10 protein-coding genes are annotated in these 14,801 nt (G+C 26.2%); 4 read left to right on the top strand and 6 right to left on the bottom strand.

Features of this window, described 5'->3' with window-relative positions; translation table 4 throughout:
- Positions 1–1,247 precede the first annotated feature (1,247 nt).
- Both SSABA_RS01920 and SSABA_RS04960 read right to left on the bottom strand, forming a co-directional pair.
- Complete coding sequence (locus SSABA_RS01920; RefSeq protein ID WP_025250912.1) at positions 1,248–1,847, bottom strand: hypothetical protein; 600 nt, start codon at positions 1,845–1,847, stop codon at positions 1,248–1,250.
- A 17-nt stretch (positions 1,848–1,864) separates the two neighbouring features.
- Positions 1,865–2,806 (bottom strand): putative cysteine peptidase, encoded by a 942-nt coding sequence (locus tag SSABA_RS04960; RefSeq protein ID WP_025250911.1) that lies wholly within the window; start codon positions 2,804–2,806, stop codon positions 1,865–1,867.
- Positions 2,807–3,233: 427 nt separating this feature from the next.
- Here SSABA_RS04960 and SSABA_RS01910 point away from each other — a divergent pair, with 427 nt between their 5' ends.
- A complete protein-coding gene (locus tag SSABA_RS01910; protein ID WP_025250910.1) occupies positions 3,234–4,046 on the top strand; it encodes a putative cysteine peptidase in 813 nt (270 codons plus the stop codon).
- Positions 4,047–4,055: 9 nt separating this feature from the next.
- Positions 4,056–4,664: a hypothetical protein gene (locus tag SSABA_RS01905; RefSeq protein ID WP_025250909.1), complete on the top strand. Its 609-nt coding sequence runs from the start codon at positions 4,056–4,058 to the stop codon at positions 4,662–4,664.
- Positions 4,665–4,722: 58 nt separating this feature from the next.
- Here the strand turns inward: SSABA_RS01905 and SSABA_RS01900 are convergent, their stop codons facing one another.
- From SSABA_RS01900 to SSABA_RS01890, 3 genes are all read right to left on the bottom strand, one after another.
- A complete protein-coding gene (locus SSABA_RS01900) occupies positions 4,723–5,973 on the bottom strand; it encodes a hypothetical protein (protein ID WP_148293471.1) in 1,251 nt (416 codons plus the stop codon).
- A gap of 139 nt (positions 5,974–6,112) precedes the next feature.
- Positions 6,113–8,170, bottom strand: coding sequence for a hypothetical protein (locus SSABA_RS01895; RefSeq protein ID WP_025250907.1), 2,058 nt, complete (start codon positions 8,168–8,170; stop codon positions 6,113–6,115).
- A gap of 1 nt (position 8,171) precedes the next feature.
- Positions 8,172–10,937 carry a hypothetical protein gene (locus SSABA_RS01890; RefSeq protein WP_025250906.1) on the bottom strand — a complete coding sequence of 922 codons (2,766 nt, stop codon included), beginning with the start codon at positions 10,935–10,937 and terminating at the stop codon, positions 8,172–8,174.
- A 131-nt stretch (positions 10,938–11,068) separates the two neighbouring features.
- Between SSABA_RS01890 and SSABA_RS01885 the strand changes: the two genes are divergently transcribed.
- The gene (locus SSABA_RS01885; RefSeq protein WP_025250905.1) at positions 11,069–11,926 is read left to right on the top strand and encodes a Vmc-like lipoprotein signal peptide domain-containing protein; all 858 of its coding nucleotides are present in this window, start codon (positions 11,069–11,071) and stop codon (positions 11,924–11,926) included.
- Between the two features lie 228 nt (positions 11,927–12,154).
- Here the strand turns inward: SSABA_RS01885 and SSABA_RS01880 are convergent, their stop codons facing one another.
- A complete protein-coding gene (locus tag SSABA_RS01880) occupies positions 12,155–13,543 on the bottom strand; it encodes a phosphatase PAP2 family protein (RefSeq protein ID WP_025250904.1) in 1,389 nt (462 codons plus the stop codon).
- 404 nt (positions 13,544–13,947) lie between these two features.
- On the opposite strand from SSABA_RS01880, the gene SSABA_RS01875 reads away from it, so the two are divergent.
- Positions 13,948–14,748, top strand: coding sequence for a MurR/RpiR family transcriptional regulator (locus SSABA_RS01875; protein ID WP_025250903.1), 801 nt, complete (start codon positions 13,948–13,950; stop codon positions 14,746–14,748).
- Positions 14,749–14,801 lie beyond the last annotated feature (53 nt).

Here is a 14,801-nt window from a genome sequence, read left to right as displayed (position 1 = left end):
AGTATAAAAATATGATTAAATCAATTAAAGGCTAACTATGCCAGAAGTAAAAATAATATGATGATAATATCGGTATTGAAGATTTTTCCTTAAATTTTTTCAAATTTTAAATTATCAATTTAGTTATTTCTAAAGGAGCACAAAAATAAAAAAATTAGGATGATTTTAATTTAGTCAATAATCTAACAAATTGCATTATGGGTAATCTAATCGCGAATTAAGAATTGTTAAAAAGACTACATACATTTCTGAGCCAACATAAGATTTTGACTTGACTTGTATGAGAAAAGCAAGAAAAAGCTTTCTTTAAAACCATGGTTTCATTTTCTAGAAAAAGAACCTGGAGTTGATGGAAAAATTGAATGTCAAATTAGTAGTTATTTGGATGTTTGCAATGTTTGAATTAAATGCAATAAACCCTAGTGAACACCGACTAGTTAATTTGATAATTACAATTGTTAAATAAAAAGAATCATCTCCAAATAATTTAAAAACCCAAACATTATTGAAACCATTTCAGGTTTCTTTAAGGTTTGGGTTTTTTGTTTATTAATACAGATAATTCAAATTGGTAAAACCTATTATTAAATAACTTGTAACATTGCAGATCAACACTAATCATGTTGGCATAATTTTAGGAAATGGCAGCCAATCTTTGGTATTAATAAAATTTCAAAAAACAACTTTATTTTCAAAATTTATTATTATAAATTCTTTGCACTCATCAATTCAGTGTTTAAAACCTGCGTATTCAGTATCACTGAAATAAATTTTGTCATTGTTTTTTTGATTATTTTTTTAATCAAAAAATGAAAGGTTAAATTATATTTATTTTGAAACTTATAAAATTGCAATAAGCAGCGCGATTTTCAATTATATAAAAACTAAGTTTTTAATTACAATAAAATTTTACTTAACCACTTGTCAAGTACTTGATTCTTTCCGGGGCTACGCGCTAATATTGCATAATTAGAAAACAGCCCAATACTGAATCTATAATAGTCAACTTTAAGATTAAGTTTTTTTATTTCTTTTAATACCGTTTTTATTTTAAGTTAGGTTGAAAATATTTTTTTGATCAACATCATTCTTCAATAACTCCTTGATAATCTTTGCACGCAATATGGTTAACGATTAAAGATGACCAAAATAAAACAAAACCAGTTATTAATTTTTTTAAATTAATAACTGGCTTAAAAATTTATATCGATGATATACCTTCAAGCACTTAAGTGATTTGATTGAAACTATTGATTGGTCATATTTACTCCAACTAGGTAAGTATCATTTCATTCTATGCTCGCATTTATGACATTACAAAAAAATTCTTCATTATTTTCTTTTATCTCAAATGTAACCATTATGAAATTCTTATTCTCATCAATTCAATATTCCATTGTAGTATAAATATTATTTCTGGACTTAATTTTGCCGTCAATTTTTTCATCATAAGTTTTATCCAAAATATTGATTGAAATATTGCATTTTTTTTGATATTTATTGAAATTACAATTGGTTGAATTACCATAGACACTACCAAAACTAAGTTTTGAATTATAATAAAATTTAGCTGAACTGTCCCTTTTATACTTAAGACTACCCGTAGAGTTACTCAATATGGCATAACTTGAATATAAAATTAAAACTAATCCTTTATAATCAATATTAGGATTTGCCTTTTTCAATGCACTAAAAACTATTTCATTTTTTGAATTTGGCAAAAAACCTAAATGGTTTTCTTCGATGTCTTCGCTAATGTTAATTCTTTCATCATCACAAGAGACAACCATTGAACTAGTTGTGGCTACTGCCAAAACAGAAGCTAAGCTTAAAATTGTTTTTTTCATTTGTTCTCCTTTAAAATTTACATTGATTTAATATCATCAGCATTGAATCCCATATTTTGGAGTTGGTGTCAATTATATTTTTGACCTTTATATTTAAATAACGGTTTCAGTTCTCCCTTGGTAATTCCCGGGGTTGGATAAAATGCATTCCAAAAACCCATTGAAAATGTTCTTCAAATATCTGCTTTATTTATAATTCTAGCTGACTCATAATCCCATCCATAATGTACTAGGTATCTATTAGTTGGTTTATCATAGCCATATATTATTATATTGTGAGCATTTTTTACTCAAGACAACATAACCGGAACATCATATTTTATAAGTCAGTCTTCTGGGTTTGAGGTATGCCATCAAGCAGCACTATATTCATCATCAATTTTTCAAGGTAAATCTAGTAATTTATTTCAAGCTCTAAAAGTGTCATGAACAAAACTTCCTCCCTTTAAATCTGTTTTTTTCTTATTTAATTTTCAAAGCTTCACAGGCAAAGAAGAATCTGGGTTTAAATTTTGGTAATTTATATGGTAAGGTGCCAATATTAAATCACCAGAGTAGTCATCATCGTATTGAAAATAGTGTTCAAAGGCCTTCTCTGAAAAAACCGATGGAGAAACAAATAACTCTAAATAAGTCATTATTGTTGACAAAGATATATACTCACACAAACCCATTGAAGAACCTTTCGTTAATTCTCTTTTAGATGTATAGCCAAATGACCTTTTTGATTCTAATTTGGTGAATCATTCGTAGTTTGGCACTTTATATGAAAATTTTTCAATTTCATCTGGAGAAGCTTTTGTTCCGATAAGTTTACCAAATTCTGATTTTGCGATTACATTATCATTAATTTCATTTTGATTAATACTTATTTTATTTATGTTGATAACATTAGTAGAAATTTCAAGATTTGGAGCTACTATAAAACTTGAAAGTATAATAGAACTAATTTTAAACATTAAAATTCATTTTCCTTTCTGAAAATTTAATTTTAATAATCTTAAGATTCAAATTTTAAAATTAATTTTATCGTTTGACTCTTTTTCTATCGTTATGATACTTCTAAATTATTTAATTGTCCATTAATTAAAAAAAATAAATAATTTTTATGTAATATAAAAAGCAGATTGACTATTCAAAAATATCCAAATCAAAAATAAAAATCTTTTATAATTTATGCATTATTAAAGCGGTGTTAACTCAATTAAATACTGAATAAAGTAGTTTCAATTTGCTAGGGCAATAAAAAACCAGTAATTTAAAATACTTACCTTACTTATTGAGTTAATAACTATAAAAATATATTTCAAAAAATAATAAGCAATTAATGCACTGTTTATAAAATTAATGTTATAATATGATTTATAAGGTAAAGGAAAATATACTATGTGCAGAAATAAAGAATCCTTTGGCAAAAAGAAAATTCCTTATGGGGAGGAAGCCACCTTAGAAAAAATCTCAAAATTTTCAGACCTAATCCCCCATCATGAATGATTTTCAAAACTCTGAAGCGAATATGCCATTGGCTATACAGAATCACCAAAAGGGACGGGTTTATGTGAGTATATTTCGATTTCAATGTTATTTTTTTATCAAGAATTGTTTATTTCTTCAGGTTATTTTACAGATGAAGAGTTCGAACACTACTTTGTAATTCAAGAAAAAGTCGAAAAAATAGGTATGCCTTGGCACTTTTTTTCAGAAACTAGCCAAAAAGAAAAATCTTTTATAACAAAACTTTGAGAATTGAACAAGAAACAAGTTAACTTTATTGAACCAATACCTTTTAAAAAAGCCATTAATCGCTGAGTTAAGGGTCATGAAATTGAAAAAAGAATATCTTTAAAGTCTCAAATTGCCCTTGTGATTGGTGACAGCTCTGAAAAAATTTTAAAAGACTTTAAAGTGCCAGTTGCCCTATCATACCCAAATCGTGGTGGTCACAGCGTTGTTATAATTGGTTATGACTCACAAACAAAGAGTTATTTGGTTCATTATGGATGAGTAAAAAAAGAATTAAGGATTGTTAGAAAAAAAGATATCTGGTCTTGGAGCAATGGAGGATTTTGAGTTGCTCTATATGATAAAAATGAAAAAAAACTTCCACTAAAAAAGCGATTTTTTTTCGAAGGGAAGAAATATAGTTGAAAAGAATTAAAAGAAATGGGTTTTACAGCCAAAGATATTGATAGAATTTAGGAAATTAAAATGAAAAAAATAATTAAAATAATGGCAGGGATTTTTCCTGTCCTAACAGCAACTCAAACAGTGGCAGCTTGTGCAGATTTTCGAAGTGATATTTCCAATTGGTTAATTGATGGAGATTTAGGTTATGTAGAAAATTTAGATTCAACTACCATTATGAAGGCTTTTATTGAAAAAAATCCCGAAGCAGTAAGTGATGCTTTATATTTTTCAGGAAGTAGTTACAGGGGTTTGTTTGTTGTAAACGAGCGATATCGCAGAGTATATAAAGGAACCATTGCTATCACCTATCACAGTAAAATTGCTTATAAAGAACCCGGAGTTGATGAAAATATTGAATGTCAGTTAAATGATTTTGACGATGTTTGTAATGTAGATTTAAATATTTTAGATCCAGTTGGTCATCCATTGACAGAAGAAGATAATTATAAATTTTTCATTCATAAAAGTTCAATTATTGTTGCGAATGAACCAGAAATTGCCCAGCAAGATCAAATGAGATGACAATTTTCCTTAAGAAATGAAGGCAATATAAACATTGAAGATAGCTACTGGGTTGGATTTAGATGATATGACGTCTTTCTATTCAGACTAACTATTATAGTTAAATAAAATTTAAAACACCAACCTTTTTTGGAAACCGCTTTGAGTTTCCTTGGGTTGGTGTTTTTTATTTAACTTGAATTCTTCATATAGAATTTCTTGATTTTAACCAATAAAATTCTCAATTTTTAAAAAGGAAGTTTGATCCTTTGGCCATTGAAATTAAAGTAGTTAATAATATAAACAAAATATATAAAATTCAATTATACTTTAATAAACTTAAAACCGTTATTAAAAAACTTGTATTTAAGTTAATTGATAGGACTAAAATCACTAAAGCATTGAATAATCCCGCGAGATTAATTGATTTAATAAGCGATTCAGCGCCCTCTAAAAGAATATTTTTCTTAATTAAGAGTGGTTCTTCATCAACTAGAAATTCTTTCTTATCAACTTTGGCACCCCAATACCCTATTTCTAAAGCTGGAATTGCCAAGATTTCTTTAATAATTTTGTGATTATCTCTACCATAATTAAACTCAGAGAAGATTTTAGAATGATAACTATTCATTTTTTCTTCTAAGACCATGATAAAACCGCATAAAATAAAGGTAATTAAAATATTAAACGGTATTTTAAGAAAATTTAGTGATGAGTCTAGATTACCAAATGATTCAAAAAATGACAAATCTGAAAAAATAAAATTAAATTCATTTTGCGAATTTAATTGATTCCCAAAACCTAAAAAACCACTTGTTAATGATTGTGCTAAAAGATAACCCAAAATCATTCAAATATAGTTGTTAGAAAATGACCAAATTATTATTAAAACAATTAGGGGTATCAAGTTAATAATTTTTTTATAAAACTGAAAATCCAATAAATCCTGGTAAACCCCAACCTCTTTAAACGGAAAGAATCCATAAAGCGGGATGCAGATTATGATTACGATAACAGCGATTATAAATTTAAGCTTTAATAAATGTTTTTCTAAGTCAGGGATATCTATTGTTTTATTTTTGACAAAATATCCTAAATAAGTGATTCCAAAGACAACCCCGATTAAAGTAAAACTATAATTACTAGTATTATTTAGTAATGGACTTATAAATAAAAACATAAAGATGAATGTTGAAATCTTATCTTTAAAAATACTGCTAATAAATCAACCAACTATTATCACAATCGCAATTGTTCACTGAGTTGTTATAATACTATTTACAATTGATCAAAATGTGTAAAAAACCATAAAGTTTAAAGCAATTGTACCAATAAATATTGCTACAAAAATTTCAAAACAACGTTTTTTAATCTTTTTAAAATTATTTAGATAAAATTCATCACCGTCCTCTTCACTCAAACTTTCTAGATAAGTCATTAGCAAGACAGCTATTGTAATAGTTATGGTAATGGCTGTTCAAACTAGGATGCTATTTTTAATAAAAACGAAAATTAATATACTAATTGCTAAAATTAATAAGTAATAACCCGCTATACCAAATTGATAGATTTTTTTATTAGCTCACATAACCCAAAATTTTATTTGCTAAATCCTCTAGTTCAGCATCTGTTGAGTATGTGTGAGTAATTTTTTCATTGTTGTTATTTTCAATATACATGTACAGATTAACTGTTCTAGTTTTCACCACAGTTTCTCCTGTAACATTACCAGTTAATGCATTATAAGCATCGTGGTGATTTAAAAAATATGTTCATTCTCCGTTAATAAATGTTCGATAAGTGGTATAAACTCCATCACTAATAATATTTTCAAAACTGACGGTTTGATTATTTCAATTTTTAATTTCATCCTTGTGAACATAACGAGCCTGCAAATCAATTTTTTGTTGTAATTTACGAATTGCATCATCTTCATTATTTCCAGATATTTCAAAGTTACCATAAACATCATAGGCAAAATATTTTTTACTTAGAATACTTTTTTCAATTTGAAAAAGTTTTTCTTGGGCTTCTGCTTGTGTTGATGCTAATGAAAGACCGTTTATTGAAGAGTGGTTTCGCTCTCCTGTAAAAGTAAACATTAGTCGAATATCTTGTTTACCTTGTAAGTACATATAATTTTCCAACTCTTGGCTAGTGGCATCAAAATTACTGTTAACTTTATAAAGGCTGTTTCCATTTACATCTGTACCAACAAAATTTTTATACAACTCTGGTTTAACAAATTTGTGATAATACTCAATTCCATCAGATAAAGAATATTCATAACCTTTGCGACCATTAATGTCATATAGATAATCTCTTTTGACACCATATTTATTAAATTGGCCGTGAACTACGTCTTTGAAATCTAGCAGTTCATTTTTAACAAAATATGGGAATCAAGCTGCGTAAAGATTTAAAACATCTTGACTTCTAATATCATGATTACTGTTAATTTTATAGTTTAAATCATTGATTTCAAAAATTTTATATTGTGAAATGTTTTCCTCTGAACTTGAATATTTTTTTGAATACAATGTGATGTTAGAATTATGATTGTCATTAAAAGCCATTTGACCAAAATTTACATCTGACGTTCATTGTTCAGCATCTTTTGGTAAAAAAGTTAGTTTCACTGTTTTAGATTGATTCTTGAGATTTATCGAATAAGTCATTTTGCTTCTATCAAAATAATGTTCTGGCACGGCTTTGTAATTTGATCTTTTTGATAAATAACTTGCATCATATTTTGAATCAACTTTTAATTTAACTGTGTTTGAATAATTAACTCCATCAATAGAAATTAAAATTCCATTATAAGGTGTAATTGAAACTGTATTTTCTGTATCAAAATTAATGTAGTCTTGATAGTTTAAATTATCAAGAATTTCAGGGGTAGCTTTAAAACGCTCTGAAGAAGTTCAAGCATTTCTAAATTTATTATAGATTGATGACTCAACTTTTTGATTATCACCAAAAACTTTTTCACCACTTGTAAAATTACTTGGTTTCAAATAATAACCGTCTAAGAAGCTACTTTTTAATTCCTCTTGATCTTTGAGGTTAAACAAATTGTAGTAACGTTGGTCCACTTGATAGTATAATGATTTTTCCAAACCTTGTTTAAAAACAAAGTTATCTTTTGCTTCGGTTGGTGAATCAAATCACCCTTCGTAATCATAACTGTATTTTTGTCGAACCAGTCCTTTATTAGTATATGAATTTAGTGATTTTTCTCGAGAACTTTGAGCATTTCCAAAGGCATCGCGATATATTAATTCAAAATCATCTAAATCTGTTCCATAAATTTTGTCTTTATCCAAAATATTATTTTGGTGGTCTTTTATAATTTTATTTAAATTTGAAGAAGTAGCTTGTTCTTGAATTAAATTATTTTCAAAAATATATTTATCCATTTCTTCGCGACCATAGAATTCTTGATTTTGAAATTGAAATATTTCATCAGTTGATAAAATTTTTGATTTTGATTTTATTAAGTTCATCATTGATTCAACTTGATATTCACGATCTTCTTGGGAAGTATTAAAACTTGTTGCCAAACTCGTTGTTGTTGCTGTTGCTGATAAAGCAATCTGCGAACTTAATATTAATTTAAATATACTTAAAGTCATATTAATGAACCATTGCCTTTCCACTTATAATTTTGGTATTTTTTATTACTCAATTCATAAATTCTTCTTCTGAAGTAAATATTTCGCCTCTATAAGTTATTTGATAGTTTATGATTTGCTCAATATTTAATTCAAAGTTATTTTTTCTTAAAACAAAGTGAAAAGCATCATCATAAGTTTTAAAATATCTTTGTTGTGATCCATCAATTAATGAATAGAATTTATGCAATCCACCACTTTGCTCATTTAGTTTTTCATAATTTGTTTCACTAAATAAATCGCTTGAAATGACAACCTTTTCTTCAATATAAGTATTTTTTATATAATTATTTTGCACTTCCATCATTTCTTCGAAAGTATCATAATTTCTTTTTATATAATTATTATCTTTTCACTGATATTTTTTAACAAAATTCCTGCTAGTAATATTTTCGCGCATACTAATTAAAGCATCAACTTGATTATTAAATTTATTACCAAAGCCATCAGTATAATAATTTTCTTTCATATTTGCATAATATTTTTTAAAGATTTTATCAATAAAAATATCTAATTGTTCTTCAATCGTAAACTGATTACTATTTTCAATTTCAGCACTTTCGTTGGTATCCATAATATTGGTATGGAATTGTTGAATTTCAGCATACTCATGGGGATCTCGAATCATTAAAGTTTTTAAATAATTAATGGCGTCCTCTTCATCATCAAAATAACTACCACGAACTCGAAACCCTTTGTCATTTTCATTACCAATACCATCGTAAAGAAATGAAGTTGTTAAATATTTTGCCTGGTCTTGGGGATTTAATTCTCAACCCAAAATACCAAATGATAAATAAGTATATAATAATTCCTGACCATCTCCAAAATCTAAAGCCATAGTTTTATATGTATATGGTGATAGTAAATTTCCCATCTCTCAAATTTGTTGAACTGTATTTAGTTTTGAAGTTAGGCCAGATAGTTTTGAAACACTTGATCTAGTATCTTTGTTAATAATTTTTCGCTCATTTGAAATCGTTACTTCTTGATAGCGTAAATTATTTTGATTAATTACTTCATCGCGAGAATAGAATTTGCCATCATCTAATTTTATTTTTTCATCAGCTTTAAATTTATTTTCTATTACTAAATTTTGTTGTTTAATGATAGTTTTTTGATCTTCAACTGTTATTTCTTTTCCATTTGATTTACCATCTTTTGTAAAATAATCACCAACAAGGTCATTTAATTCACCAAGAGGATCCATTATGGCATCACCAATTTGATTTATTTTTTTTATTACGTTTGCAAAAGCAAGTCTAGTGTCATCTTTTTTGTACTGAAAACTAGCTGGATTTAAAAAAACATCAATAACGTCGCCTGTAAAAATTTTTGGATTTCCGATTGCAAATAATTCATCATAAACTCCATTCAATTTTTCATCATCTGTGGTAATTACTTCTTTTAAAGTTATTTTACACAAATCATCAAATTTTTGAATGTTACCATTTTTATCATCGCTACCTAAATTATTTTTCATGAGAGATAAATTTGATAGTTTTCTAAAAAACACTAAAGTTTTTGTTCTCAAATCCATATTTTTAGCTTTTGTTTGCATTTGAATTTCAAAGTCTTCATAAGATAATCCGTCTTGGCTAGAATTTAAATCAATCCTTGCTAATTCCTTAACTTTTTTAATAAATTCATTTTTTAATTCTTTGTTATTCAAGAAAACATCTTTTTCAAGTGTTCAATTTTCTGATTCGGGTTCATTTTCTCTAGTTAACGAATCTAAACCATTACTCATTTCTGAAAACAATAACAATGAACTGAGAAAAAGGTTTACTTTACTTTCCTCTTTAAGGGTTCATCCTCTTTGAATCTTGTCGTAAAATGTTTCTTTTCCAATATTTGTTTCGATAAACTGACTTCCGCTAAATGATCCTCGTCCTGTATTATTAATGTCAATTCAGTAAGCGTCTTTATTTGCCTCAAATTCAAAAATATTGTCTTTGTAAACTTTGTCCTCACTTGTTAAATTAATACGCGAAGCTTCTGCTGGGGCGAAGTTACTTCATTCATAATCTTTATAGCGAAATTTGTAAGTTGAGTTGCTTTTAAGTCATTGCTTTATAGCGCCCTCATCTTGACAAGCTCCCGAAACTAAATAACATTCGCTCTTTTCGCCTTTTTCCAAAGATTCTTTTTTGAGATTTTCTAGATATTGGACAGCTTCGTTTTCGTTATAAAATTCTAATGGAATTTCAGAATTTTTGTTGAGGTTTTCCACTAAAATTACCTCGTCATAATCTTGAAAAGTTTTTACAGCCTCGTCTAAATCTAAGTATGAAAATCCATTTCTTCCTTTATAAACTTTTTCAAGTTTATCATTTGATATTTTTTTGACATTACTTGATAACTCCCCGGAATTAGAAATAATAAATTCGTTAACATTTTTAAATGTGCTTTCTTCTTTGATTAAAGCATCGTTAATCATTTTATCTATAACTTCATCGCGCTCTTGCATTGAGTAGACTTTATTTTTATACTTATAATAATAACTTGTCTCTTCAACTTGACTGCGACTCCCCTGAGATAAAGCATAGTCAATTACTTCTGATTGATTATTAAAATTGATATTATCAAAGTTGTAAATTTGATTAAGATTTTTAGGAATTAATAGCAATGTTCCTGCTAATAAACTTGTAGTTATTAACGAGGCAAAAATAATATTTTTTTTAATTTTTATTCTAGAATTAGTATCACTTATTTTTATTTTGTACATTGTCTTGTCTCCTTTCGTACATAAATATAATAATACAATTTATAAAAATTTTCCTTTTTTTCAGCAATTTTAGGAAAATATTGTTATAATCTTTTTGGTACATTGTATTAACAATAGGAAAGAGTGAAATTATGAAAAAAATATTGTTAATTTTAAGTTCCTTAAGTTTTGGAATAACACCAGCTGCAACAGTTGTTAGTTGTTTTAGAAAAAGTATCGAAAAAGAAAAAATTCAACTAACAGTCGAATCCATGAATGATTGAATAGAAAATCAAAATTTTGGTTATGAAGGAGGGTTTTATTTTTTAGAAGACACACCTCCCGAAGAACAAGCCTACTTAAATATTTTTAAGCCCCTTCGACATAAAATTGAGAATGTTATTGCAGATGAAATTAATGAAACATTTAAAAGTAATGAAGATGATTTGTGAGAAATTTATGTTTGGCTTTCTTGAAGCGAAAACAACGAGATAATTAATCAAAATATTCCTTTTAAAAGCAAAAATAAATATGAATTAAAATTTGAATTAACAATCTATAATAATAACCCAAATAAATATTTAAAATTAGAATATAAAAATCTGAAATTTAATTTTAAGCAAAAAGAAAAAATTAGCACAAAAAATGTTAATCAAAATTTACTTCATTTAGTTGTTAACAATGCTGATTACTATGAAAATGATATTAAAAACCCTTTTTCGTGATCTACTAAATCTAAAATAATTTTTGAAAAAACCAAAGATGCAATTAAAAATAACGAAATTGAAAATGCTAAAAAAATGATTTCTGAATATTTAAACTATCGTTCAAATACTACCGAGGGAATTCCTTTTAAAGAATTTTATTTTGATTCTACTGTTAATGACATCGATTTAATTGAAAAAGTTGATGAAACTGATTACATTAGATTTAAAATTTCATCTAATTCAGTATTTAAGAATTTAGTAGGAATTCCAGAAATTGACTGAGAAGCTATTTATGTAATTTAAATAAACCTTAAACCATACCAATCGGTATGGTTTTTAAATAAATATTTTTTATTCTAAATAATTTTTCTCAAGAAAATTAATTCATTAAAAATTTTTAATCATAAAAAAATAAAATTTCTTTTAAAACTATAAATACTTTAAAAAAAGTAAATAAAATTATTTAATTATTAAATAATTTATAAATAGAAATAAAAAGAAAATCAAATATTTTTACTAGCTTTAATTATTTTAAGAATAATAATTTTTTCAATTGTGTATTTCTTGAAGTTGTAAAGAATTTAAATATTTTTTGAGTTTTTTTTCTACCCTTTTTGAATAAATTTTTGTAATAAAAATTTTATTATCATCTTGAAAATAAATTAAAATTTTATTTTTTACAATTGCAAATTCATTTGTTTTTAATATTTTAATTCGTTTTTTTAATAATGTTTTTGTAGCTAAAGTATTTGTGAATCTCAAAGAAGTCACCATGAAAATGGCACAAAATACAAAAGAAAATCACACATCAGAAACATAGTGCGTGCGCGCTACTACTAAGGAATTTATCATAATGATTTCACTGATAAACCAAACGGTGAATAAAATATTTGTTGTTTTTATTCGTTTTTTATCATCCTTAATTAAAACGCTTGCAAACAAAGCATAGTAAACTCCAGTAAAACCTGAAATTGTATGTCCCGAAGGAAAATCTTGATTATTTCAGCACAAAGGTTTTGTGTATTCTGGATCAAATTTCATAAATCAAGAAAGTATTTTACCACCATATCAAAATTGTAAATTTTGATACCAGTCACCATTTACTTCATATCATTTATAATATCGATCAGCTTGAGTTCAATAACCACTGTTGTTATAACTGTTTAAAATTCGTTCTTTTAAATCCGGGAAGTCCGCTTCTAATTTCTGAGCTTCAACAGATAATTCAATATCAATTGCCCAACCATTTTCATCTAACTTGACCTTGCCAATATATCTTTCAAACTCGACATTTAAATAAAACGGTCTTCCAAATGATTGTTTTAATATCAAAGTTAAAAGGAAAAAAGAAACTATTATAAATATTAAGGCACTAATTGCAACAACCCAAGCTCGTTTTTCAATTAGAATATTTGTTTTAGAGACTTTAAAACGCAGAAAAAATATTGACCCAATTAAAATTGTAGTTTCAATAAAAAAAATACTAATTCGAGAAATTATTTTATAAGTATTTGTTGTCAGATACTGAGGGTCAATTCCAAGTCCCCATCCTGTATCCTCAGTTAATAAACCAATTAGTCTGATAAAATTATAGACAAAAAATATCATTGTGGTAACACTATAGCAAATCAAAATTACAACTTTTGATTTTTTATTAGAACGGTTTTTGACATATCAAGACTCAACAATAATAAAAATAGAAACTAGTGCAATCAAAAATAAGCAAGTAAACCCCATTTCATTATAAAAAATAACTCAAAATTTAATAAATTCAATTTTTACTCATTCGCCCATAACATCAGCAAATCATCGATCAATATTACCAAATGATGTTGCAATAAAGCCAATTAATAAAATCCCAGCAAAAACTAAGGTAGTTCTAATATATCATTGCTTGTAGATTGTTCTTGTCATTGTCATTGTATCCCAGCTTTTCAATAGTAAATTTAAATTCCGCTTGCTTATATAAATACTATTTTATAACAATAAACGGCTTGAGCTTCAATTGTAAATTCTATTTTATTAATTTTTTATTTAATAAAATATTCCAAGTTTTAAGCTACTATTATTATAACAATAAATATACATTTAAAATATTATAAGTTATGTTTTATTTGAATATTTACATAAATTTTGAATATATTTTAAAAAGTTATTTCGTCGATTTAAAAATATTTATTTTTTATCTTCATATATTTTAAATTCAATTACCCTATTTTAGTTTTTGGCATAAAGTCCAGGAATATTTAAAAACTTTTCTACTAAATAGTGAAGTTAAATCTTAATTCTTAAAAGTATGTTAGTATGAACCTGAGGGGCAAAATATGAAAAATGAAAATTTTTTACTAAAAATGAAAGAGATTTCAAATAATAATTTTAAATCAATAGACTATGTGATATATAAATTTATATTGGACAACTCAAATTTGGTAGCTGATTTTACTTTAGATAATTTTTGCAAAGCCTGTTTTGTTAGCAAACCATCGCTAATAAAGTTTTGTCAAAAAATTGGCTTATCTGGATTTTCAGAATTAAAATTTTTAATAAAAAATAATTTAAATTTAAAATCTGTTTTGAATTCCGAACTAACAGTGACAAAAGAATTTCTCAATTCAAATAAATTTAAAAATAAATATTGTGATTTAAGCATTTTTTACACCAAAGAAATTGTTAATAATTTTAATAATCAAAGCTTATTAACTAACGAACTTGTTGAAAAAATAATTTCAAAAGATGTCGTTTATATTTTTTGTGCTAATTTGGCATATTACGCTTCAAAAAATTTTTTACAAAGAATTAGATTTTTAAATAAAAACATTATTTTAGAAAATGACATCAACTTGATTGAAAGTTACGTTTCTGGAATGTCCTTAAACGCAGTAATAATTGTCATTTCGCTTTCTGGAATGAATCCACACATTTTACAAATAGTGAATTGAATTGATAGTAAAAACTATACCTTTGCTTTGACAGGTTGCATCGGCCAAATTTCAAGCAAGGTGAATAATTATTTTTTAATTCCTCAAATAGAAAATGATCTTTGAGACAATTACTCTTTAAGATCAAATTTTGTTGTACAATTTTTTGATTTATTATACGTAGAACTATTTAACTTTAAAAAATAGTCGCTTGGCTATTTTTTATTGCAAACTATATTATTTATACTTAATTACCCATG

Origin of the sequence: Spiroplasma sabaudiense Ar-1343, assembly GCF_000565215.1 — a bacterium.
Taxonomy (GTDB): domain Bacteria; phylum Bacillota_I; class Bacilli_A; order Mycoplasmatales; family Mycoplasmataceae; genus Spiroplasma_B; species Spiroplasma_B sabaudiense.
Note: the sequence above shows the minus strand (reverse complement) of the source record. Positions and strands in the feature narration are given on the sequence as shown.